At 60.9% G+C, this 22,675-nt stretch carries 26 protein-coding genes and 4 tRNA genes; 9 read left to right on the plus strand and 21 right to left on the minus strand.

Annotation, left to right across the window (positions count from 1 at the left end; translation table 11 throughout):
• Window positions 1–4 precede the first annotated feature (4 nt).
• From flgC to P5703_RS14200, 4 genes are all read right to left on the minus strand, one after another.
• Complete coding sequence (gene flgC, locus P5703_RS14185; RefSeq protein ID WP_013982229.1) at window positions 5–448, minus strand: flagellar basal body rod protein FlgC; 444 nt, start codon at window positions 446–448, stop codon at window positions 5–7.
• 11 nt (window positions 449–459) lie between these two features.
• Window positions 460–864 carry a flagellar basal body rod protein FlgB gene (gene flgB / locus P5703_RS14190; RefSeq protein WP_013982228.1) on the minus strand — a complete coding sequence of 135 codons (405 nt, stop codon included), beginning with the start codon at window positions 862–864 and terminating at the stop codon, window positions 460–462.
• A gap of 193 nt (window positions 865–1,057) precedes the next feature.
• On the minus strand, window positions 1,058–1,927 hold the full coding sequence (gene cheR, locus P5703_RS14195) for a protein-glutamate O-methyltransferase CheR (RefSeq protein ID WP_386416351.1): 870 nt from the start codon (window positions 1,925–1,927) through the stop codon (window positions 1,058–1,060).
• Window positions 1,917–2,849, minus strand: a complete 933-nt coding sequence (locus P5703_RS14200; protein WP_014596200.1) for a chemotaxis protein CheV — start codon at window positions 2,847–2,849, stop codon at window positions 1,917–1,919. Before P5703_RS14200 ends, cheR begins: the two co-directional genes overlap by 11 nt.
• Window positions 2,850–2,935: 86 nt before the next feature.
• On the opposite strand from P5703_RS14200, the gene flgA reads away from it, so the two are divergent.
• The 4 genes from flgA (at window position 2,936) to P5703_RS14220 (ending at window position 5,429) form a co-directional block, all read left to right on the plus strand.
• Entirely contained in the window at window positions 2,936–3,676 is a 741-nt protein-coding gene (gene flgA, locus P5703_RS14205; RefSeq protein WP_111481711.1) for a flagellar basal body P-ring formation chaperone FlgA, read from the plus strand.
• A 107-nt stretch (window positions 3,677–3,783) separates the two neighbouring features.
• The gene (flgM, locus tag P5703_RS14210) at window positions 3,784–4,113 is read left to right on the plus strand and encodes a flagellar biosynthesis anti-sigma factor FlgM (RefSeq protein ID WP_014596198.1); all 330 of its coding nucleotides are present in this window, start codon (window positions 3,784–3,786) and stop codon (window positions 4,111–4,113) included.
• Between the two features lie 39 nt (window positions 4,114–4,152).
• Window positions 4,153–4,623 (plus strand): flagella synthesis protein FlgN, encoded by a 471-nt coding sequence (locus tag P5703_RS14215; RefSeq protein WP_041771675.1) that lies wholly within the window; start codon window positions 4,153–4,155, stop codon window positions 4,621–4,623.
• 62 nt (window positions 4,624–4,685) lie between these two features.
• Window positions 4,686–5,429 (plus strand): flagellar brake protein, encoded by a 744-nt coding sequence (locus P5703_RS14220; RefSeq protein WP_111481710.1) that lies wholly within the window; start codon window positions 4,686–4,688, stop codon window positions 5,427–5,429.
• Between the two features lie 98 nt (window positions 5,430–5,527).
• Here the strand turns inward: P5703_RS14220 and P5703_RS14225 are convergent.
• Window positions 5,528–5,604: transfer RNA gene (locus P5703_RS14225), tRNA-Arg, on the minus strand.
• A gap of 113 nt (window positions 5,605–5,717) precedes the next feature.
• Between P5703_RS14225 and P5703_RS14230 the strand changes: the two genes are divergently transcribed.
• The 4 genes from P5703_RS14230 (at window position 5,718) to P5703_RS14245 (ending at window position 6,858) form a co-directional block, all read left to right on the plus strand.
• Window positions 5,718–5,864: a hypothetical protein gene (locus P5703_RS14230; RefSeq protein ID WP_161566248.1), complete on the plus strand. Its 147-nt coding sequence runs from the start codon at window positions 5,718–5,720 to the stop codon at window positions 5,862–5,864.
• A gap of 17 nt (window positions 5,865–5,881) precedes the next feature.
• Complete coding sequence (locus P5703_RS14235; RefSeq protein ID WP_014596195.1) at window positions 5,882–6,094, plus strand: hypothetical protein; 213 nt, start codon at window positions 5,882–5,884, stop codon at window positions 6,092–6,094.
• Between the two features lie 42 nt (window positions 6,095–6,136).
• A complete protein-coding gene (locus P5703_RS14240) occupies window positions 6,137–6,322 on the plus strand; it encodes a PA3371 family protein (RefSeq protein ID WP_013982219.1) in 186 nt (61 codons plus the stop codon).
• Between the two features lie 212 nt (window positions 6,323–6,534).
• Window positions 6,535–6,858 (plus strand): Arc family DNA-binding protein, encoded by a 324-nt coding sequence (locus tag P5703_RS14245; RefSeq protein ID WP_013982217.1) that lies wholly within the window; start codon window positions 6,535–6,537, stop codon window positions 6,856–6,858.
• Between the two features lie 315 nt (window positions 6,859–7,173).
• Here P5703_RS14245 and P5703_RS14250 read toward each other — a convergent pair whose 3' ends face one another.
• The 4 genes from P5703_RS14250 to mgtE form a co-directional block, all read right to left on the minus strand.
• The gene (locus P5703_RS14250) at window positions 7,174–8,310 is read right to left on the minus strand and encodes a sodium ion-translocating decarboxylase subunit beta (RefSeq protein ID WP_014596192.1); all 1,137 of its coding nucleotides are present in this window, start codon (window positions 8,308–8,310) and stop codon (window positions 7,174–7,176) included.
• A gap of 10 nt (window positions 8,311–8,320) precedes the next feature.
• A complete protein-coding gene (oadA, locus tag P5703_RS14255) occupies window positions 8,321–10,111 on the minus strand; it encodes a sodium-extruding oxaloacetate decarboxylase subunit alpha (RefSeq protein WP_125849810.1) in 1,791 nt (596 codons plus the stop codon).
• A gap of 22 nt (window positions 10,112–10,133) precedes the next feature.
• Complete coding sequence (locus tag P5703_RS14260; RefSeq protein WP_013982214.1) at window positions 10,134–10,376, minus strand: OadG family protein; 243 nt, start codon at window positions 10,374–10,376, stop codon at window positions 10,134–10,136.
• Window positions 10,377–10,516: 140 nt separating this feature from the next.
• Window positions 10,517–11,959, minus strand: a complete 1,443-nt coding sequence (mgtE, locus tag P5703_RS14265; protein WP_013982213.1) for a magnesium transporter — start codon at window positions 11,957–11,959, stop codon at window positions 10,517–10,519.
• Window positions 11,960–12,288: 329 nt separating this feature from the next.
• Here mgtE and P5703_RS14270 point away from each other — a divergent pair, with 329 nt between their 5' ends.
• On the plus strand, window positions 12,289–12,771 hold the full coding sequence (locus P5703_RS14270; RefSeq protein ID WP_013982212.1) for a DUF4124 domain-containing protein: 483 nt from the start codon (window positions 12,289–12,291) through the stop codon (window positions 12,769–12,771).
• Between the two features lie 49 nt (window positions 12,772–12,820).
• Here P5703_RS14270 and P5703_RS14275 read toward each other — a convergent pair.
• The 12 genes from P5703_RS14275 to rnd all read right to left on the minus strand — a co-directional run bounded on the left by P5703_RS14275 (window position 12,821) and on the right by rnd (window position 22,624).
• Window positions 12,821–12,897, minus strand: a tRNA-Arg gene (locus P5703_RS14275).
• Window positions 12,898–12,966: 69 nt separating this feature from the next.
• A tRNA-Arg gene (locus P5703_RS14280) sits at window positions 12,967–13,043 on the minus strand.
• Window positions 13,044–13,153: 110 nt separating this feature from the next.
• A tRNA-Ser gene (locus P5703_RS14285) sits at window positions 13,154–13,244 on the minus strand.
• 62 nt (window positions 13,245–13,306) lie between these two features.
• Window positions 13,307–13,492 carry a carbon storage regulator CsrA gene (gene csrA / locus P5703_RS14290; RefSeq protein WP_003283978.1) on the minus strand — a complete coding sequence of 62 codons (186 nt, stop codon included), beginning with the start codon at window positions 13,490–13,492 and terminating at the stop codon, window positions 13,307–13,309.
• A gap of 180 nt (window positions 13,493–13,672) precedes the next feature.
• Window positions 13,673–14,911: an aspartate kinase gene (locus P5703_RS14295; RefSeq protein ID WP_013982211.1), complete on the minus strand. Its 1,239-nt coding sequence runs from the start codon at window positions 14,909–14,911 to the stop codon at window positions 13,673–13,675.
• Between the two features lie 79 nt (window positions 14,912–14,990).
• Complete coding sequence (gene alaS / locus P5703_RS14300; RefSeq protein ID WP_049326326.1) at window positions 14,991–17,615, minus strand: alanine--tRNA ligase; 2,625 nt, start codon at window positions 17,613–17,615, stop codon at window positions 14,991–14,993.
• A 170-nt stretch (window positions 17,616–17,785) separates the two neighbouring features.
• Window positions 17,786–18,802: a low-specificity L-threonine aldolase gene (gene ltaE, locus P5703_RS14305; protein ID WP_125875613.1), complete on the minus strand. Its 1,017-nt coding sequence runs from the start codon at window positions 18,800–18,802 to the stop codon at window positions 17,786–17,788.
• Window positions 18,803–18,844: 42 nt separating this feature from the next.
• Complete coding sequence (locus P5703_RS14310) at window positions 18,845–20,065, minus strand: M61 metallopeptidase family protein (protein ID WP_285587588.1); 1,221 nt, start codon at window positions 20,063–20,065, stop codon at window positions 18,845–18,847.
• Window positions 20,066–20,138: 73 nt separating this feature from the next.
• Complete coding sequence (locus P5703_RS14315) at window positions 20,139–20,588, minus strand: YcgN family cysteine cluster protein (protein WP_013982207.1); 450 nt, start codon at window positions 20,586–20,588, stop codon at window positions 20,139–20,141.
• A gap of 126 nt (window positions 20,589–20,714) precedes the next feature.
• The gene (locus P5703_RS14320; RefSeq protein ID WP_079327552.1) at window positions 20,715–21,119 is read right to left on the minus strand and encodes a hypothetical protein; all 405 of its coding nucleotides are present in this window, start codon (window positions 21,117–21,119) and stop codon (window positions 20,715–20,717) included.
• 90 nt (window positions 21,120–21,209) lie between these two features.
• The gene (locus P5703_RS14325) at window positions 21,210–21,503 is read right to left on the minus strand and encodes a YcgL domain-containing protein (RefSeq protein ID WP_011912541.1); all 294 of its coding nucleotides are present in this window, start codon (window positions 21,501–21,503) and stop codon (window positions 21,210–21,212) included.
• Window positions 21,500–22,624, minus strand: coding sequence for a ribonuclease D (rnd, locus tag P5703_RS14330; protein ID WP_013982206.1), 1,125 nt, complete (start codon window positions 22,622–22,624; stop codon window positions 21,500–21,502). Before rnd ends, P5703_RS14325 begins: the two co-directional genes overlap by 4 nt.
• Window positions 22,625–22,675 lie beyond the last annotated feature (51 nt).

Here is a 22,675-nt window from a genome sequence, read left to right on the forward strand (position 1 = left end):
ACTATCACTGACCCAGCGTCAGCACTTTCTGCAACATGGTCTTGGCCGTGTTCATCAGCTCGGCGTTGGTCTGGAAGGCACGACTGGCCGAAATCATGTCGGCCATCTCTTCCACCACGTTGACGTTCGGGTAATAGACGTAACCGGCCTCGTCGGCAGCCGGATGATTGGGCTCGTAGCGGGCCTGCAGCTCGCTCTGGTCCTCGACTACACCCAGCACCTGAACACCAACCCCGGCCTGGTCCTGACCGGCGAACAGCGACTGGTCGGGCTGACCGTTGGCCTGTTGGAAGACCGTAGCGAATACCGGATGACGCGCCCGGTAGGTCTGATCGACGCTTGACGAAACGGTCTCGGCGTTGGCGATGTTGCTGGAAATGGTGTTCAGCCGAGTGCTCTGGGCACTCATGCCGCTGCCGGCAATGTTGAAAACGCTGCTAAGAGACATGAGACACTCCTTTATTCGCCGCGCAGGGCGCTCATCAGCCCTTTGAACTTGCTATTGAGCAGGGTGAAGCTCGCCTGGAAGTCCACAGCGTTCTTCGCGTAGTTGGATTGCTCGATCTGCAGATCGACGGTGTTCTGATCGAGGGACGGATGCGCCGGCGTGCGAAAGCGCAGCGAGGCATCAGCGATCTCCAGCCCCTCGGCGGCAATGTGCCTTTCACTGGTCCGGGCGACGCCGAAGCCGCCCTGGCTACGAGCAGATTGCTCGGCGAGCACGCTGCTGAAATCCAGATCACGGGCCTTGTAGTTGGGGGTATCGGCGTTGGCGATGTTGTTGGCCAGCACCTCTGCACGCTGGGAGCGAAAGCCCAGCGCCTTTTCGTGGATGCCAAGTGCCTTGTCGAAACTAATGCTCATGTCTGGCCCTCTGCCGGATACAAGTCTGCTTGCGCAAACTCCAGCAAAGCTCATGCCATCAAAGACAAATCGCTGATTTTCAAGGACTTTCAACCTGGCGGTATCGCCGGTCGCGTCAAAAGCGGCAAGCCGTTACCGCTTTATTGCCGCAGACCGCCACCTTGCATGACGGTTTTCTGCCGCCAAGTGAGGCTCACTTGGCCTTGTAGATGATGCCTGGGCTGCACTGAATCATCTGGTACAGCTCGGGAAGACCATTGAGCGCTTCGGACGCGCCAAGGAAGAGATAGCCACCTGGTCGCAACGTCGCGTGAATACGCTTGAGGATGTCCTTCTTCACATCGGCGGAGAAATAGATCAGCACGTTGCGACAGAACACGATGTCGAACTTGCCCAGTGCCGCATAGCTATCCAGCAGGTTCTGCACCCTGAACTCGACTCGCGATCGGATGGCGGGCTTGACCGCCCACCGACCCGGCGCCTTGACATCGAAGTAGCGCTGCAGGCGATCCGAGGACAACCCACGGGCAATCGCCAGGCTGTCGTACTCCGCCGCTTTGGACGCTGCCAGCATTGCCCCGGACAGCTCCGTTGCGACGATCTGGATGCCCGTCTTTGGCTGACTCGGATTGCTGCGCTCGTACTCGTCGATCGCCATGGACAGCGAATAAGGCTCCTGCCCGGACGAGCAGGCTGCCGACCAGATACGCAGACGCTGCCCGGAACCGGCCTTGAGCATCTCTGGCAGCACGCGGCTCTTCAGCACCTCGAACGGATAGGTATCACGGAACCACAGCGTTTCGTTGGTCGTCATCGCGTCGACAACCGCTTCGCGCAAACCGCTGCGTGGCTGCGCCTGAATCTTTCTGACCAGATCACCAAGCGTCTTGATGCCCTGCTGTTCCATCAGCTTGTTCAGGCGGCTGGATACCAGATACTGCTTGTTGCTGCCCAGCAGGATGCCGCATGTCTTTTCAAGAAATACCCGGAACTGCTCGAAATCCAGATCGACTGACACCAATAAAGCCTCACCATCATGAGAGGAGCTAGCCTCAGTTTGCATCCGCCTGCCTGATCCGCTCGGCCACCCGAGCAGCAAGATCATCAGGCTGGAACTTGGCGAGGAAATCATCCGCCCCCGCTCGCTTCACCATGTTCTGGTTGAACACACCGGAAAGGGAAGTATGCAGGAGTATATGCATTGCATGCATGCGCGGATCGTGTCGCACCTCGGTAGTCAGGGTATAGCCATCCATTTCCGGCATTTCAATATCGGAAATCATCATCAGAAACTCTTCCGCCGGATTCTTGCCCTCGTCGGCCATCCGCTTCAGATAATTGAGTGCCTCGCGGCCATCGTTGAGCTTGACGACCTCGATACCAATGTTCTCCAAGCAGCGGGTAATCTGCTTGCGCGCCACCGACGAGTCATCCACAACCAGGACGCGACACGACAGCGCCTTGGCGCGAGTATCGTCGTCCACCACTTCCGGCGAAACCTCTTCCGAGGTAGGTGCAACTTCCGCCAGCACCTTCTCGACGTCGATGATTTCCACCAGCTTGTTGTCGATGTGCGTCACAGCGGTCAGGTAATGATCGCGCCCAGCACCGCGCGGAGGAGGCAGAATGGCCTCCCAGTTCAGATTGACGATCCGCTCGACAGAACTCACCAGAAAACCCAGCGTCCTGTTGTTGTATTCGGTGATTACTGCGAACGAATTTTCAAGATTCATCAGCGCCGACTTACCGGTCGCTAGCGAAAGATCCAGGATCGGCAGCGTGCTACCGCGGATGCTGGCCACACCACGAACCACTCGACCACACTTGGGCATGATCGTCAGGCGCGGGCACTGCAGCACTTCCCGCACCTTGAAAACGTTGATGCCATAGAGCTGCTCGCCATCGAGGCGAAACAGCAACAGCTCCAGACGGTTCTGTCCCACCAATTGGGTACGCTGGTTAACCGAATCCAATACACCGGCCATGCCAGTTCCTCTCTGCTTGCAGATTACGGGGCCGAACGATTCAGACGCGGCACGCCCCTTGCTTAGGTTGGGATATGAACGTCCTTATGACCATTTTCCGACGCGCCGATCTGGCGCTGTGCCGGATTGCGCTGCTACTACTACTTTGCGCGACGGGCTCACTCGCCCACGCGTCAACCATGTCACATCCTGAACAGCTTATCGACGTGACCGAGCAGTTTCTTGAGCGCACGGTTGGCGAGTATTTGATCCGCAGCGCAATCACCGCCCGGCATGAGATCAGCGTCAATCGATTGGACCCTAGGCTGCGCCTCAACCCTTGCGATCAGCCGCTCGCCGCCAGCCTTGGCGGAACCACCGCTCCCGTTGGACGTGTCACGGTAAGGGTAAGTTGCGAAGGCAGCAGCCCGTGGTCGGTTTTCGTACCGGCGCAGGTGCGCCTGTATCGCGAGGTGATCGTCGCAAACAGATCCCTTCTACGCGACACCGTGCTGAGCCAAGCGGATGTCAGCCTCGCCGAGCGGGATGTGTCCGCGCTCAATCAAGGCTATCTGACCCGAATGGACGAGGCCCTGGGCAACAAGCTTACCCGCCCCGTGCAACCCGATCAGGTGATCACACCCAATCAGCTGGAGATGGCCAAGGTTGTCCGCAAGGGGGATCAGGTCGTCATCACGGCCAAGACGGGTTCGATCAGCGTACGCATGCCCGGCGAGGCAATGGCTGATGGCGCTCCGGGCAAGCAGATTCCTGTCAAGAATCAGCGTTCGGGCCGCACGATCAAGGCCAGAGTAACCGGCCCCGGCCAGGTGGAGGTCGCGATGTAACCGGGATTCAACAGTTTTCCGATGTGTACCCAGGAAAAAAACGCTAAAGTTTCCATCACTGTTGCCGAACACATGGCAAGCGTCCTGATTCCTTCGAGGTTTGCATCATGGTCATCGACTTCAATCGGCCCAACAGCCCACTGAATGCCCCCAGCGGGCGCAACGGTGTGCAAGGTAGCGAACGCGCAGCCAACCCGCAGCAAGGGCCGGCAAGCGAGGCAACGAAAACCAACACCGTCAGCGGCAATGCCAGCGACACCGTTCAACTGAGCCCTGAAGCTCAACGCCTGCAGCAAGCGGCCGACAAATTGGCTGATCAACCCGCTGTAGACCAAGAGCGCGTAGAAAAACTGAAAGCAGCGATTGCAGACGGCTCTTATAAAGTCGACAACCAGCGCGTAGCAGCCAAGCTGCTGGCGTTCGAGACGCAACGCTGAGCCTGAGCCCGACTAACGCGACCAAGCCCAGAGACCGAAATGCACGAAACAGCCCTGCTTGAGCAGCTAACCGAAGATATCGGCATTGCACACCAACTCCTTGAGCTTATCGATGAGGAGTTTGCTGCTCTGGGCAACCGTGATCTTGCTGGGCTTGAAGCGATCCTGACAAAAAAGCAGCCTTTGCTGGCACTGCTCGGCCAGCATGGCGCCCAGCGCAGTCAGTGGCTGACCGGACAACAACTGACACCTGATCGCAATGGCCTGCAGGCCGCAGTCAGTGGCTCACCGAGCGGCGAGACCATTCTCGAACAAGCCCGCACGCTCGAAGCCGAACTGGAAAGCTGCCGTAGCGCCAACGAGCGCAATGGCCGGCTGATACGCGCCAACCAGAGCGCCTTGGGTAGCATGCTGCACATACTCCAGGGCAAGGACGATACTCCCGACCTGTATGACAATCGAGGCGGAGCGTCCAAGAGCAAGCAGCAACGACCTCTCAGCCAAGCCTGACGATAGACCGCTACAAGGACGCCACGCGATGGTGATAACAATGCGCCGGAGAACACCGGACCGTGTCTAACTTATTTTTTGGTGACGAGGGCCCGCAACCGCCCAAGGTACTGACGGCACCGCTAGAGATCTACGCCAATCTGCGTCCCCTGCTGGATAACAATATTCCCCTGACACTGCGCTTCCACGAGCGCAGCCAGCGATACCAGAGTTATCTGGTCGAGATGAACCGCGAAACCGGCTGGATCGCCCTCGACGAGCTTATCCCCAACGATGGCGAGAGACTGCTCCTGCAGGGCGAAGCCGTTCATGTCGAAGGCTTCTACGAAGGCGCGCGCATCTTCTGGACAAGCCAGCAAGACGTGCATCTTGGAGAAATAGATGGGGCACGTTGCTACTGGATCCCTACCCCTGCCGAACTGACCTATCATCAGCGCCGCAACGCTTATCGCGCGCAGCTGAAGGAGCTTGCCGTCACCGCCCAGCTAGGCGGCGCAGCGGTACGAAATGCATTGGAAGGCCGCCTGCTCGATATCTCCGCAACGGGCTGTAAACTGAGCATCAAAGGCAATCAGGGTAATCTGCAGACAGGCCAGGTTTATGAACTGGCCGCCAAGCTCCCGATCGGAACCATTCAGACGGAAGTCGAACTCCGCCACCTGGTGGTCGATGAAAAGCTGGATATGACCATGTGCGGGCTGCGCTTCCACCGCCTTAGCGGATTGACCCAACGGCAGATCGAACGATTGGTCTACCAGCTACAGCGCGATGCACGCCGCGACAATACCAACTCGCCATTCGGCTAATCATCTACCGCACCCTAGCTACCCCACCAACTAGCCCTGCAGCGCTTGCCAGCTGGCGAGCCGCCCGCTGCGGCTTTGCCTCGTCATGCAGGCTTTGATGGCGTCCCAGGCGAGGTTCGAACTCACAACCTTCCCCTTAGGAGGGGGATGCTCTATCCAATTGAGCTACTGGGACTGATTGCGCGGCCGGCATGTTAGCGAGCCAGATGCGCTTTGTCATGTCGTTCGTGGGGCCAACGCTGCTCACCCGCCACCTTCGGAACCCTGTCTCGGCCGGGATTTGTCATCATGCAAATTGCATTGGTCGCGGCGTGCATCCGTGCAAAGCGCAAGCTCGCCTCTGACACATTCCAACCTAAGCCATTGATTTTAAAGGACTTAAAAGCAATTCAGGCTTGGCACAGCGCGTGCAATATGAAAGGCAATCAAATGTGACGCGAAGGATGACGCTCATGATCAAGCCGGTTTCCCTCCTGAGTACTGGATTCGCACTGGCCGCGCTGGCGGCGATGCAAATGCCAGCAGCCGAACCGCAAGCGCATCAATACGAGCCCACCCCGCAAGTTTCCACTCAGCGCGTGCAGTTCGCTGAAAAGGCCCAGATCACGACCCTGAGCGCCACCCAGGGCAGCACATTGGCTCAGCCGCAACGCTGGGTCTTTTAAGGGATTGGATTTTGAGCGGATCGTTCCGCAAAGGAGATATTCATGTCCAAGTTCGCATTGACTTGCCTACTGCTCACCGCGGCCTGTGTGTATGGCGCATTCGCAGAAATACAGGAGCCGGGCGCGCTAGCTGCCGCTTGCAAGGCGGGCATCGGAGTCTTTGGGACGCTGTTCCTGATAGCCCTGATGATTGGGCGCAAAATAAAGTTCGATCCGGTACTGCGTTGATTCATCCCCGCTGTGGAAAATGGACTGCATCACAGTAAAGGCACTTTGATAGCACAACCACTTTACTAATCACCGATTCGTCGTACAATTGGCGCCATGAAGCCGTCTTCTATTTTTTCCCTTGGTCGACGGAACAGCGAGTACTGGTGGTTGTCAGACCGGTGACTACCCCGGCAATACGCCAGCACGCCCACCTGACTAACCGGTTAATTATGCGCCCTATGAAACAGGCAGTTTATTCCAGCCGCACGGCTGACAAATTCGTGGTTCGGCTTCCCGATGGCATGCGCGAACGCATAGCTGAGGTAGCGCGTAATCATCACCGCAGCATGAACTCGGAAATCATCGCCCGCTTGGAGCAAAGCCTGCTGCAGGAAGGCGCTCTGGACGACGATCTGAGCATGCGTTTGGACAGTCCTGAGCTGTCACTGCATGAACGAGAGCTGCTCCAGCGTTTCCGTCAGCTGGCTCACCGACAGCAGAATGCCTTGATCGCGCTGATCGCTCAGGATACCGAGCTCGCCAAGGAAGACTGACAGCAACTGGACAGGGGCGTGACAGGCCCCTGTCCATGCATCCACGGCCTCACCTGGCCAGCACCCTCCCCTCCCCCCGCCGCACCCCTTCTATCTGCCTGCCTCCCCAGCCAACCAAGCCGCTTGGCACGAAGCCACCGCTTGCATGATGGCAATGCCCGATGAAAAAGCACTGACGCAGGAGCCGCCATCAGCGACCGCGCATCGGGCGGACACTGACCATTCGACTGCTTGATCGGAAGGGAAAGAGGTGAACAAGGTCACCTCAGACGCACCTCAGAAAGAGGCCGCCTGAGGAACACAGGACATGCGGCGCTAGCCGACGAAGTTGAGGAGCACGCCTGCGGCTACCGCAGAGCCAATGACGCCCGCCACGTTTGGCCCCATGGCATGCATCAACAGGAAGTTCTGCGGATTAGCCTCCAGACCAACCTTATTCGAAACGCGCGCCGCCATCGGCACGGCCGAAACACCGGCGGAACCGATGAGCGGGTTGATTTTGTTCTGGCTGAAGCGATTCATCACCTTGGCCATGAAAATGCCCGCCGCCGTACCGCCACAGAAGGCCACCATCCCCAAGACCAGAATCCCCAGCGTCTTCATTTGCAGAAACGCTTCGGACGACAGCTTCGAACCCACCGTCAGGCCCAGCGCAATGGTGACGATATTGATCAGCGCGTTGCGCGACGTATCGGCCAGACGATCCACAACGCCGCATTCGCGCAGCAGGTTGCCGAAAGCGAACATGCCCACCAGGGGCGCCGCATCCGGCAGCAACAAGCCAACCAGAATGCAGAGGACCAACGGAAAAACGATTTTCTCCGCCTGGCTGACATGGCGCAGCTGCATCATGACGATGGCACGCTCTTCCTTGGTGGTCAGCGCACGCATGATCGGAGGTTGTATCAGCGGAACCAGCGCCATGTAGGAATAAGCCGCCACGGCAATCGGCCCCAACAGTTCAGGCGCAAGCTTGGAGGTCACGAAGATCGACGTCGGGCCGTCCGCACCGCCGATGATCGCGATGGAGGCCGCCTCACGCAGCGTGAACTCCATTCCCGGGATTCCCAGCGCAGTCAGCGCCAGCGCACCGAGCAGGGTGGCGAAGATACCGAACTGGGCTGCCGCCCCGAGCAACAGCGTCTTCGGATTGGCCAGCATCGGACCGAAATCGGTCATTGCTCCGACACCCATGAAGATCAGCAACGGAAACACGCTGGTCGGCAGGCCGACCTCATAGAACAGGTGCAGGATGCCAGCTCCCTCACCCATGTTCGCCACCGGGATGTTCGCCAGGATGCCGCCGAAACCGATCGGAATCAGCAACAGCGGCTCAAAACCCTTGCGGATCGCCAAATAGATCAGCCCCAGGCAGACGAGGATCATCAGCGCCTGCCCGGGCTCGAGGTGATAAAGACCGGTTCCCTGCCACAGCTTGAGCAACTTATCCATGCGACTCCCCTTAAGCGATGCTCAACAAGCTGTCGCCGACCGAAACCGCGTCGCCAACCTTGACGTTGACCGAGGCAACGGTACCGGCCTTGAACGCACGGATCTCGGTTTCCATTTTCATGGCCTCGAGAATCACCACCAGGTCACCCTCCTGAACGAGCTGCCCAGGCTGCACCAATACCTTGAATATGTTGCCGGCCAGCGGTGCTGCCTGCGGCTCGCCACCAGACGGAACGGCTGCTGCAGTCGAACCGGCACTGGCGGCGCTGGTCGCAGGATCCGCACCGAGCGGCTTGATGCCTTCGATGTCACCCCCCTCGTTGACCTGCACGACGAACGACTTGCCATTGACCTCGACGGTGTACACCTCGGGCTTGCCCGGCTCGCGCGCCGGCAGCTCGCTGCCGGTGGGTGCCGGCTCGAACGCCGAGGGATTGCCGCGATTCTCGAGGAACTTAAGACCAATCTGCGGGAACAATGCATAGGTCAGGACATCATCGATGGCATCCTCGGCCAGCTTGATGTTTTTCTCGCGGGCCAACCCTTCGAGCTCGGCCGTCAAACGCTGCATCTCCGGCTGCAAAAGATCGGCGGGACGGCAAGTGATGACCTCTGCGCCGTCGAGCACGCGTGCCTGCAATTCGGCGTTGAAAGGAGCAGGCGCTGCGCCGTACTCGCCCTTGAGTACACCGGCAGTTTCCTTGGTGATGGACTTGTAGCGCTCACCGGTGAGCACGTTGATCACCGCCTGGGTGCCAACGATCTGCGAGGTCGGGGTTACCAGCGGGATGAAGCCCAGATCCTCGCGCACGCGCGGAATCTCAGCCAGCACCTGATCGAACTTGTCCTGGGCGCCCTGCTCCTTGAGCTGGCTTTCCATGTTGGTGAGCATGCCGCCCGGCACCTGGGCGACCAGGATGCGCGAATCGACGCCTTTGAGGTTGCCCTCGAACTTCGCGTATTTCTTGCGCACCTCTCGAAAGTAGGCGGCAATCTCTTCCAGCAGCTCCAGGTCCAGCCCGGTGTCGCGCTCGGTACCTTGGAACATGGCCACCACCGACTCGGTCGGCGAATGACCATAAGTCATTGACAGCGAGGAGATGGCAGTGTCGACATTGTCGATACCGGCTTCCACCGCCTTGAGAATAGCCACCGAGGACAAGCCGGCAGTGGCGTGGCACTGCATATGGATCGGGATGGCCAGGCTGGCCTTCAGGCGCGAGACCAGTTCGAACGCCGTATAGGGGGTGAGGATGCCGGCCATGTCCTTGATCGCCACGGAGTCGGCGCCCATATCTTCGATCTGCTTCGCCAGATCGACCCACATCTCCAGGGTGTGCACCGGGCTGGTGGTGTAGGAAATGGTGCCCTGGGCGTGCTTGCCGTGCTGCTTCACCGCACGCAGTGCCGTTTTCAGATTACGTGGATCGTTCATCGCATCGAACACGCGGAACACGTCGACGCCGTTGACCGCAGCGCGCTCGACAAACTTCTCCACCACATCGTCGGCATAGTGGCGATAGCCCAGCAGGTTCTGCCCACGCAACAGCATTTGCTGGCGCGTGTTGGGCATGGCTTTCTTCAACTCACGGATGCGCTCCCACGGATCCTCGCCGAGGTAGCGGATACAGGCATCGAACGTTGCTCCACCCCAGCTCTCAACCGACCAGAACCCGACCTGATCGAGCTTGGCGGCTATCGGCAACATGTCCTCTAGCCGGACGCGGGTGGCCAGAATGGACTGATGGGCATCACGCAGCACCACATCGGTGATACCAAGCGGCTTTTTAGCAACTGTCATGGAAGGAACTCCCTTTCCAGAGTCAACCGCGGCGCGCGCGGTGTTGATGAATCGCGGCCTGGATGGCTGCAAGAATGTCCGCGTCTGTTTCAGCACCGGCATGCGGTGCAGGCGCAGCCTGAGGCGCCGGAGCACTTACGAAGCGACCGGTCAGATACGACATCAGGCGAATGCAAAGGATCAACAGAACGAGGAATGCGAAGACGAAACCGATGCCGAATAGCATGAGTTCGACGCCTTCGAGCAGGAGTTGGCTGGGGGTCATCGGGAGTTCCCTTGTCAGCAGCTCAAGCTGCTTGTTATTCGCTGCGTTAGTTCGGACACGTTCCGCGACACGCGAAACGGCCGAACCTTAGCCCGAAACAACGAAACAAGGCAAACCCCAACACGACGCGAAAAGCGCCGCTACAGCAGAAAAATTGTCGCCAATCCGAGGAAAATGAAGAAACCGCCACTGTCGGTCATGGCCGTGATCATCACGCTGGCCCCCATCGCCGGATCGCGCCCCAGTCGCGCCAGCGTCATCGGAATCAGCACGCCCATCAGCGCCGCGAGCAGCAGATTCAAGGTCATCGCAGCTGTCATCACGACGCCCAGAGACCAGCTACCGTAAAGCCACCAGGCCACGGCGCCTATCACGCCACCCCACACCAGACCATTGACCAGACCGACCCCGACCTCCTTGCGCAACAGGCGCACGGTGTTCCCAGTGCCCACCTGATCCAGCGCCATGGCGCGTACGATCATGGTGATCGTCTGGTTGCCGGAGTTGCCGCCGATGCCTGCGACAATTGGCATCAGCGCAGCCAGCGCCACCAGCTTCTCGATCGAGCCATCGAACAGGCCGATCACTCGCGAAGCGACGAATGCAGTGACCAGGTTGACCGCCAGCCAGGCCCAACGGTTGCGCACGGACTTCCAGACCGAAGCGAAGATATCTTCCTCCTCGCGCAGACCGGCCATGTTGAGGACTTCGCTTTCGCTCTCCTCGCGGATCAGGTCGACCATCTCGTCGATGGTCAGGCGCCCGATCAGCTTGCCTCCCTTGTCGACGACCGGTGTCGAAACCAGGTCGTAGCGCTCGAACGCCTGAGCCGCCTCGTAGGCGTCTTCGTCAGGATGGAAGGTGACCGGGTCGCTGGCCATTACCTCGGCGACCTGCTTGTCCGGATCGTTGACCAGGAGCCGCTTGATCGGCAGCACCCCCTTGAGCACACCGTCGTAATCGACCACGAACAGCTTGTCGGTGTGGCCGGGCAGCTCCTTGAGCCGCCGTAGGTAGCGCAGCACGACTTCCAGGCTGACATCTTCGCGGATGGTCACCATCTCGAAGTCCATCAGCGCGCCAACCTGATCCTCCTCGTATGACAAAGCCGAGCGCACACGCTCGCGCTGCTGGGCGTCCAGGCTCTCCATCAGCTCATGAACGACATCACGGGGCAGTTCAGGGGCCAGGTCGGCCAGCTCGTCGGCGTCCATCTCCTTGGCCGCGGCGAGCAGTTCGTGATCGTCCATGTCGGCGATCAGCGTCTCCCGCACCGCATCGGAGACCTCTAGCAGAATGTCGCCATCGCGCTCGGCCTTGACCAGCTGCCAGACGGTCAGGCGCTCTTCGAGCGGCAATGCTTCCAGGATGTGGGCGACGTCCGCAGGGTGCAGCTCGTCGAGCTTGCGTTGCAGCTCGGCAAGGATCTGCCCCTGATCATAATTCTCGGCGGGCTCGACCTGCAGATTGTCCTGCCGGTATTCGCCATCCTCACCGAGGCGATGGCGTTGCAGCAGTTCGACCACCTGCGCCAGGCGGTCCTGCAAGGTCTCTTGTGGCTTTTTTGCTTCTACTTCTGTCATGGCGCACTCCACCCCCGGCCGGGAGCGCGCCGGGGGAATCAATCAATCTTCACGTGATTGGCAAGCGGGAAACTTGAATGGCTACTGGGTAAGTCCATAAGGAAAGGTTGTTCCACAGACCCATAGGGGCAGATGCGGCAATCATACCATCGCCGCGGCGCGCCGGACGTGCTCAAGTACAGCCCTTTCGGGCAACTTGCACACAGACACGTCAGCAGCATGGACCGCGACTTTTCTGTCGACGCCTTCACGGCGCAATGAGACACGGATGTACGGACAGCTTTTATTGAGTAGCCTGCAAGGCGCTTGTTCAGTCAAGGAGGACGACAATGAAAATGTGGGTGATCTGCACTGGCCTGCTTTTGCTGGCGAATCCGGCGTTTTCCGCAAGCGTGTTTCGCTGCGTCGATACCGCGGGGCACGTCACTTTCAGTCAGCAGGGCTGCCCCACGGACCAGAGCAGCGAGCGACAACAGGCGGTCAACCCGAAGCCCAGCTCCGACGAGACCGTGCGCATGGCCACGACCGCCAGCAGTACGAATCACGGACGCAAGGTCGGCAACGACGTGGCGGTAGTTGCCGAAAAAGACGACGGGTGCGGCAACAGGGTGACCGGCAGCGAGCGGCGCAGCGCGATCATCAGCAAGAGCATTCGTGCGGGGATGACACGCAGCGACGTGGAAAGCGCGCTAGGCCGACCGGAAAGCACCACAAGCACCAACGGCAGAGACCGCCTGCGCTTTCGGGACGGCAAGGGGCAGGTGCGCACGGTCAGCTTCGATGAACACGGCTGCGTGCTGGGCAAGCGCTAGCTCGCCAAAACGAAAAAGGGCCTGCATCGCTGCAGGCCCTTCTCTTGATTGGCGCACTCAGGAGGATTCGAACCTCCGACCGCTCGGTTCGTAGCCGAGTACTCTATCCAGCTGAGCTATGAGTGCGTAAGTGCTTGATAAACCAGATCACTGCTGGTTGCCCGAGCGACTCGCAAGATGCTAGTCATTCGAATGTGGCGCACTCAGGAGGATTCGAACCTCCGACCGCTCGGTTCGTAGCCGAGTACTCTATCCAGCTGAGCTATGAGTGCGCTGAGCGTGCGCATTATAGGGAGTAAACAATGATGGTCAAGCACTTTGCCGTGGCGCTTTCCATCTGAAAGCAGGCTGACGCAAGAATCAAAAACCCTAGAACGCAAAATGGCGGAGAAGGGGGGATTCGAACCCCCGACACCCTTTTGAGGTGTACTCCCTTAGCAGGGGAGCGCCTTCGGCCACTCGGCCACCTCTCCGCAACACGGGGCGCATCATACCCATCTTTACCCCGTTTGCAAAGCCAAAAATTACAGAAAAATTAGTGGCTTGGTTCCTGATCCTTCTCTTTCTGGATCCGCTGGTAAATCTCCTCGCGATGCACCGCCACCTCCTTGGGCGCATTGACGCCGATACGTACCTGGTTTCCTTTCACACCCAACACAGTGACAGTCACATCGTCACCCACCATCAGGGTTTCTCCTACCCGGCGAGTCAGAATCAGCATTCCTTTCTCCTTAAACGGATTCAGTTCAGTAAACAGTCTGCAAAGATAAATACGGAAAATGTCCCGTAAAACATGAAGCTAGAGCCTTTCACCAGGTATTGACCCGCGCTCGGGAGCCTAAAGTTCCTTTTAGCACGGCCCAATACGACAGAAGGCGCGGACTAGCGCGCCTTCTGCGAATCACTCCGCAGTATTGCCAGCCGGCGCATCCAACTCAAATGCGGTGTGCAACGCACGTACTGCAAGTTCCAGATACTTCTCTTCAATGACAACCGAAACTTTGATTTCGGACGTCGAAATCATCTGGATATTGATGTTTTCCTTGGCCAGCGCCTCGAACATCCGGCTGGCGACGCCCGCGTGCGAACGCATACCGACACCGACGATAGACACCTTGGCGATGTTGGTGTCACCAATGACTTCCCGGGCGCCCATCTCGGCGGCAATCCCTTGCAGCACCTGAAGCGCGTTGTTGTAGTCGTTGCGGTGCACGGTGAACGTGAAATCGGTGGTGTTATCGTGCGCGACGTTCTGCACGATCATGTCCACTTCCACATTCGCGGCGCTGATCGGCCCGAGAATCTTGAACGCTACGCCGGGCGTGTCCGGCACCCCACGGATGGTCAGCTTGGCCTCGTCACGATTGAAGGCGATGCCGGAAATGATGGGCTGTTCCATGGATTCCTCTTCATCAAGGGTAATGAGGGTACCCGGACCCTCCTGAAAGCTGTGCAGTACACGCAGCGGGACACTGTACTTGCCGGCGAACTCAACCGCGCGGATTTGCAGCACCTTGGAGCCAAGGCTGGCCATTTCCAGCATTTCCTCGAAGGTGATCTTGTCCAGACGCTGGGCCTTGGCAACGACGCGCGGGTCGGTGGTATAGACGCCATCCACATCGGTGTAGATCTGACATTCATCGGCCTTCAACGCTGCCGCCAACGCCACGCCGGTGGTGTCGGAGCCACCGCGCCCCAGCGTGGTGATGTTGCCCTTCTCGTCCACACCCTGGAAGCCAGCCACAACGACGACACGCCCCGCCTTGATGTCGCGCTGGATGCGCTGCGCATCGATCTGCAGGATGCGCGCCTTCGTGTGGGCGCTATCGGTGAGGATACGGACCTGATTGCCAGTGTAGGACACCGCCGGAACGCCGCGCTTGATCAGCGCCATGGCCAGCAGGGCGATCGTCACCTGCTCGCCCGTGGACACCATGACGTCCAGCTCGCGCGGAACCGGCTGCTCGCTGATCTGCTTGGCCAGATCGATCAGACGGTTGGTTTCGCCGCTCATTGCCGAGACGACCACGACAATGTCATCGCCACCGTCGCGGAATTTCTTGACCTTTTCGGCCACCTGCTCGATTCGCTCGACGGTGCCGACCGAGGTGCCCCCAAACTTCTGTACGATCAAAGCCATTGTTAGCCGCCTAGAGCCCGCAAAGGGCATTCATTAAACAAACAACCTGCAGATGCCGGAGGCGCCTCCGGCAACTTAATCAAAGTGCCTGCTGAGCAAACGGCAGGGCCAAGGCCAACGCCTCGTCCAGCTTGGCGGCATCGGTACCGCCGCCCTGGGCCATATCCGGGCGACCACCGCCCTTGCCACCTACCGCGGCAGCGGCCTGCCTCATCAGATCCCCGGCCTTCAGGCGCGAGGTCAGGTCCTGCGTCACGCCGGCAACCAGGACGACCTTATCGTCCTGAACCCCGCCAAGCAGAATGACCGCACTGCCCAATTTGTTCTTCAGCTGGTCGACCAGCGCCAGCAACGCCTTGCCGTCGAGCCCATCCTGACGCGCCGCCAGCACGCGGATGCCGTTCACCTCAACCGCCGATGCCGCCAGGTCATTACCTGCAGCGCTGGCGGCCTTGGCCTTGAGCTGCTCGAGCTCCTTTTCCAGCTGACGGTTGCGCTCCAGGAGGCCACCGAGCTTGTCCAACAGATTCTCGCGGCTGCCCTTGACCAGGCTGGCCGCCTCCTTCAGCTGTTCCTCGGCGTCATTGAGGTAGGCCAGCGCCGGTGCGCCAGTTACCGCTTCGATCCGCCGCACGCCAGCGGCCACGCCGCCTTCGCTGGTGATCTTGAACAGGCCGATGTCGCCGGTGCGGTTCACGTGGGTACCACCGCACAGCTCGACGGAAAACCCGCCACCCATGGTCAGCACCCGAACGGTGTCGCCATACTTCTCGCCGAATAGCGCCATTGCGCCCTTGGCCTTGGCGGTATCGATATCGGTTTCCTCGATCTCCACCGCCGAGTTGCGGCGGATCTCGGCATTGACGCGATCCTCCAGTGCGCGGAGCTGCTCCGGTTTGATCGCTTCGAAGTGGCTGAAGTCGAAGCGCAGGCGCTGACTGTCCACCAAGGAGCCCTTCTGGCTCACGTGCTCACCGAGAATTTCACGCAACGCAGCATGCAGCAGGTGGGTCGCCGAGTGGTTGAGCGCCGTAGCCTGGCGCACTGAAGCGTCGACCGTCGCCTCGACCTGCGCGCCGGTGGTCAGCGTGCCGCTGTCGACGATTCCGTGATGCAGGAATGCGCCACCAGCCTTGCTGGTGTCGCGCACATCGAAGCGCAGACCCTGTGCCTCGAGGTAGCCGCAGTCACCGATCTGCCCGCCGGACTCGGCGTAGAACGGCGTCTGATCGAGCACCACGACGCCCTCCTCGCCAGCGCTCAGACTATCGACCAGCATGCCTTGCTTGAACAGCGCCAGAACCTTGCCGCTGCCCGACGTGCCCTGGTAACCGATGAAGCGCGTCTCGCCTTCCACCTTGACCAGGCTGTTGTAGTCCATGCCGAAGGCGCTCGCCGAGCGGGCACGCTCGCGCTGGGCCTGCATCTCGCGCTCGAAGCCCTCTTCATCCAGAGTCAGATTACGCTCGCGTGCGATGTCACCGGTCAGATCGACCGGGAAGCCGTAAGTGTCGTACAGCTTGAACACCACCTCGCCGGGGATGACGCTACCGGCAAGCCCGGCCAGATCCTGCTCCAGGATCTTCAGCCCCTGCTCCAGGGTCTTGGCGAATTGCTCTTCCTCATTCTTCAGCACGCGCTCGATATGCGCCTGCTGTTGCTTGAGTTCGGGGAAGGCGTCGCCCATCTCCGCTACCAGCGCGGCGACGATGCGATGGAAGAAGCTGCCCTTGGCGCCGAGCTTGTTGCCATGGCGGCAGGCGCGGCGAATGATGCGGCGCAGCACGTAGCCACGGCCTTCGTTGGACGGCGTCACGCCATCGGCGATGAGGAAGCCGCAGGAACGGATATGGTCGGCAACGACCTTCAGCGAAGCCTGGCCTTCGTTGGCGCAGCCGATGGCGTCCGCCGCCGCGTTCAGCAGGCTCTGGAACAGGTCGATTTCATAGTTCGAATTGACGTGCTGGAGCACGGCGCTGATGCGCTCCAGGCCCATGCCGGTGTCGACGCTCGGTGCCGGCAACGGGTGCAGTACACCGTCCGCGGTGCGGTTGAACTGCATGAACACGTTGTTCCAGATCTCGATGTAGCGGTCGCCGTCTTCCTCCGGCGAACCGGGCGGGCCGCCCCAGATGTGTTCGCCGTGGTCGAAGAAGATCTCGGTGCAGGGACCGCAAGGGCCGGTATCACCCATCGCCCAGAAATTGTCCGAAGCGTAGGGCGCGCCCTTGTTGTCACCGATGCGCACCATGCGCTCGGCCGGCACGCCGACTTCCTTGGTCCAGATGTCGTAGGCCTCGTCATCGGTGGCATAGACCGTCACCCAGAGTTTCTCCTTGGGCAGGTTCAGCCACTTGTCGCTGGTCAGAAACTCCCAGGCGTAGTGAATCGCGTCGCGCTTGAAATAATCGCCGAAGCTGAAATTGCCGAGCATCTCGAAGAAGGTGTGGTGACGCGCGGTGTAGCCGACGTTTTCCAGGTCGTTGTGCTTGCCGCCGGCACGTACGCACTTCTGGCTGGTGGTGGCACGGGTATAGGCGCGCTTCTCCAGGCCGAGGAAGCAGTCCTTGAACTGGTTCATGCCGGCGTTGGTGAACAGCAGGGTCGGGTCGTTCGCCGGAATCAGCGAACTGGAGGCCACGCGAGTGTGGCCCTTCTCTTCGAAGAAGCGGAGGAAGGCTTCACGGATTTCTGCGCTTTTCATAGATTTCTTCCAGAGGACTGCGGCCGAACGGCTGCAAAACGACACGGCGAGGCGGGACCACCGAAAGCCGGTTCGCAACTATCCAACGGATAGCCGGCAAAGGGCCGCATTATATCGGGCCTGCGCGCCGGGTATAGGGGATAAAGGCGATTGAATCAAGCAATTAAACGTCAATTGCCGCTCATGTTCCCGGCGAATTCGGCGAAGGCACGTACCACCATCGGCAGGTGCTCGTCGTGCACGTCGAGATGGGTCACCAGACGCAGCCGTGCCAAAGGGGTCAGCCGGATGCCACGCGTCGAACAGAACTCCGCCAATGCCGAAGCCCTGTCACCCACCGTCACATAAACCATGTTGGTTTGCACGGGCTCGACCGCGAAGCCAAGCGCGGCCAGCTCCTTTCCGAGCCACTGGGCTCGACGATGATCCTCGGCGAGCCGAGCGACGTTGTGCTCCAGCGCGTAGAGCCCGGCGGCGGCGAGCACGCCAGCCTGGCGCATGCCACCGCCGACAATCTTGCGCAGGCGCCGCGCCTTGCCGATGAATGCCTCGCCACCGCAGAGCACCGACCCCACCGGCGCACCGAGCCCCTTGGACAGACACACCGAAACCGTATCGAAATGCCGGGTGATCTCTTGGGCATCGCAACCGAGCCTTACCGCCGCATTGAACAGCCGGGCACCATCCAGATGCAGCGCCAGGCCGCGCCGGCGCGTGAGGTCGCGAGCCGCGGCAAGATAGTCCAGCGGCAGCACCTTGCCCTGCATGGTGTTTTCCAGCGTCAGCAGACGGCTACGGGCGAAGTGGAAGTTGTCCGGCTTGATCGCCGCTTCGACGCGGGCAAGGTCCAGCGTGCCGTCCGCCTCCATTTCGATCGGCTGCGGCTGAATCGAGCCCAGCACCGCCGCTCCGCCGCCTTCGTATTTGTAGGTGTGCGCCTGCTGGCCAACGATGTACTCGTCACCCCGCTCGCAGTGCGCCATCAGCCCCAGCAGATTGCTCATGGTCCCCGAAGGAACGAAGAGCCCTGCGGTAAACCCCAGACTCGCGGCGAGGCGGCTCTCGAGCAGGCTGACCGTCGGGTCCTCGCTGTACACGTCATCACCGGTCGCAGCACAACACATCACTTCACGCATTGCGCTGGAGGGCTGAGTGACGGTGTCGCTGCGAAGATCGATGATGGTCACAGAAGTCTCCTCATGGGGCGGGCCGACCCTGGCGATTCGGACTCAGCGCAGCAGTCGGGTGTTGAGCGCCTTCGAGCCGCCGCCGAGCAGCGTTTCGGTTATGGTGATGAAGTCGTCCGTGCTGACGGTATCCATGCGCATCAGGCCGCGCGCGACATCGTCCAGCGAATGCCGCCCCTTGCTGCGCTGGCGGATTTCCTTGTCCAGATCCTGCAACAGCAACACGGCGCGCGCAGTAATCCGGCCGGTGGAATGCTCGGTGCGCAGGCTATCGACCTTGCGACTCCATTTGATCAGGTGCTCCCGAACTGCCTGGTAACGATCCTCGCTCATCCCTCCGGCACGGCGCACCAGTTCGATGGCGTAGTATTCGGCCAGCCCTTCGCTGATCCAGTCGCTGCGATCGGTGTCCTTGATGCGGCTGAACACATGCACCAGCTCATGCACCAGCGAGCTTGTGCCGTTCTCGCTGACCAGCGGGCGGTCGGCATGCATGTACAGGGAATTGGGTCCGGACAGCCCACCGCGCCACATGGGATCGCCGGCGCCGACGATCAGCAGCTTCGCCGGATCGCGGGGAAAGACGTTCTGCACCTGCGGCCAGACGAAGGTAAGCATGGTCAGGATGTCCATCCGCCGCACGCCCTCGCCTACCGGCGCTGCGACGGTGACCTCGGTTTCGCCAAGCTTGGCGCGACGGGTGCCCAGTTTGCCGGCCAGCATCCAGCCGGTCGGGCGATCGAACAGACGCTCGCGGTTGTCCACGCGAAAGCGGTTCTTGCCGATCCGCGGCCAGCCGGTTTCGATGCTCTTCCAGCCTTCCGGCAGCTCGAAGCTGATGCGTGACACCAAGCTCACGCCATCGACCTGATCCAGCCGCGCCGGCGGCACCAGATCATCGCCGCGGAACAGCGCCCAATCGGGCGTCATCCGTGCATCGAAGCGCCCGTTGTCACGGGGATGGCTGATGCGAACGCGATAGCTAAGGGTCGCCTTGCCGGAGGCAGGTCGCCAGGTGCCCAGTGCCGGCGACTCCTGCTGCCATTCGCCGTCCGCCTGGAAGTCGCTGTAGTAACCCTCGTCGCCCAGGTCGAACTGCAGGCTGCGGACCGCCTCGCCCTTCTCCAGGATCAGCTGCACCACTGCCTGATCTTCCGCCGGGAGGAAGCGCACGTGATAGTCAAGATCGACCCGCTTGGCCGCCTGTGCCGGGCCGACGACGAAAAGAACCAGAGCGAACAACGACAGCAGTCGAGCGAGCATCGAAGAGAACTCCACGGAATCGGATAACGCGAGGGGTGTGCTGATCTTGAGACGATGCAATCGGCGCTTAGATTCAACCAGCACGGAAAATCAGATGGTCTTCCCAATGCTCCTCGGCAACGCTGCCTTCGGCGAGCATCCTGCCGGCCTGGGAAATGCGCTCGACGTGTACCGCCTCGCGGTCGCCACAGACCAGATGGTGCCAGAGCGGCAGGTCCTTGCGCTCGGCCACCAGGCGGTAGGCGCAGGTGGGCGGAAGCCACTTGAACTGTGCGGCGTCCTGGGCATTGAGCTGAATGCAGTCCGGTACGCTGGCGCGCCGATTGGGGTAATCGCTGCATTGACAGGTCTTCAGATCGAGCAAGCGGCAGGCGATGCGCGTGTAGTACACGGCGCCATCTTCCTCATCCTCGAGCTTCTGCAGGCAGCAGAGGCCGCAGCCGTCGCATAGCGACTCCCACTCGGCCGAATCGAGCTCGGCGAGGGTCTTGCGCTTCCAGAAGGGTTCGACTTTGGCCGCCATCTCTCTGTCACTACCGGGAAAAAGCGGCAAGTCTAGCCACTGCAGGATATCCGGCCAATAGCCGGCAGGCGGATCAAGGTCTGAGCCGTGGCCGCCGGCCGGAGCGGCAGGCAGCCACGCGGCGGATTACTGCTTGTCGAGCATGTCGCGATGGCTGCGCATCTGCTCGAGCATCTGTTCCATGTGCTGGATGCGCATGTCGAGCATTTCCTTGGAAGGTGCCGCCATCATGCGGCCGCCCATTGCCCCCTGCATCGGCTTGCCGCCCTGTTTGCCCATGCCGGCACCCGGGCCGCCCATCGGGCAGCCTCCCGGGGCGCCCATGGTCGACTGCATGCTCTGCCAGTGTTCGTCCCGCAGCTTCTGCCGTTCTTCCGGCGTCTTCGCGGCCTGCCAGGCCTGACGATATTCCTGCATCTTCTGCCAGTGCTGCTGCCAGGCTTCGTTGTCGTAGGCCGGCGCCGGCTGCGCGCTGGCAGACATCGCCAGACCGGCAAGGATCGAACCGAGTACCCAGGAACGCGTTTTCATGAGCCGTCTCCCTATGCATGTGCGGACGACTTCAGAATAGTCCGATCCGCCGGCACGACCTTGTCCCCGGTCATGCCTGGCCGGGCACCTTCACATGGGATCGTTCATGCGCAGCAGTTCCTCGGGAAGGTGCTCGATGTACTCGTCCTCGGCCGGCGGCATCTGCAGGTGATAGCCCTGCGCCTCGATGTTGGCGAGCACCTTGTTGATGTCCTCGCGCGCCAGCTGGCGCTCCGGGGTGAGCACCAGCTCGAATGCCAGCTGCGGCGCGCCGAATGCGGCGAGCAAGCCCTCGGGCACGCGCTTGAGCGCATCGCGCTTGTCGACGTAGAGGTACATGCCGTCCTTGCGGGGGCTCTTGTAAATGGAACAGATGAGTTTCATGAGCGTTTTTCCAGAACATCCAGCAGGGCCTGCCCCATCCGCTCGCGGCGCCAGCCGCGCAGCGAATCGGGCAGTTGATAAGGGCCGTCGGGGTAACCGCTTTTCAGCAGTGCCTCTAGGGTCTTCTTGCGCAGCATGAGCTCCGGCGCGATATCCAGCGCCTTCGCCTCGCGCTGGCCGACCGCCCGCAACTTCTTCAACACGCCGGAAACTTCCAGCGGCAACGGCTCCGGCAGCGCCGCCGGCCAATCCTGTTCGGGCGTCGCGGCGGCCTCGCGGATCATCGCCAGCAAGGCTTCACCATCCTGGCGTACGGTGCGCGGATGCATCTCATCGATGCGCGCCAGCGTAACCAGATCGCGCGGCTGGGTACGCGCCAGCGGCCACAGACTGGCCTCGCGCAACACGCGATTGCGCGGCTGGTTGCGCGCTCGGGCCTGGCGCTCACGCCAGGCGGTCAGCACCTTGAGCACGGCCAGCTGTTGAGGCTTGAGGCGCCAGGCCTGCTTGACCTCTCGATAGGCCTCCTCCGGGTCGGATTCGCGCTGCAGGTTGGCGACCAGCTCGGCACCATCCTCCAGCACCCAGGCTCGCTTGTCGTCCGACAGCTTCGGCAGCAGCGCTTCGTAGAGTTCGGCCAGGTGCTGCGCATCCTCGGCGGCGTAGCGCACCTGCATCTCGCTCAGCGGCCGCTGCAGCCAGTCCGAGCGCGTTTCGCCCTTGGGCAGTTCGATGCCAAGCACGGCCTGGACCAGCCGCGAATAGCCCATGGAAAAGCCGATATTCAGGTAGCCGGCGGCCAACTGGGTATCGAACAGCGGCTGCGGCAGACTGCCGGTCAGGCGCAGCAGCACTTCGAGGTCCTCGCTGCAGGCATGCAGCACCTTTACCACAGCAGCATCGTCCAGCAGTGTGGCAAACGGACGCCAATCGCGCACCGCCAGCGGGTCGATCAGATAGGCGCGCCGCCCGTCACCCACCTGCACCAGCCCGGCGATGGGATAAAAGGTGTCCACCCTCATGAATTCGGTGTCCACCGCCACAAATGGCAGTTGGCGCCATTCGGCGCAGAGGCGGGCCAGATGTGCATCATCCACGACCCATTGAGTTTCGATGGCCACACGGCCTCCTTTTCGGCTGACGACCGGCGCGCGGCCGAACGAGGCGCGCAG

This window comes from Stutzerimonas sp. FeSN7 (assembly GCF_030263795.1).
Lineage (GTDB): Bacteria > Pseudomonadota > Gammaproteobacteria > Pseudomonadales > Pseudomonadaceae > Stutzerimonas > Stutzerimonas stutzeri.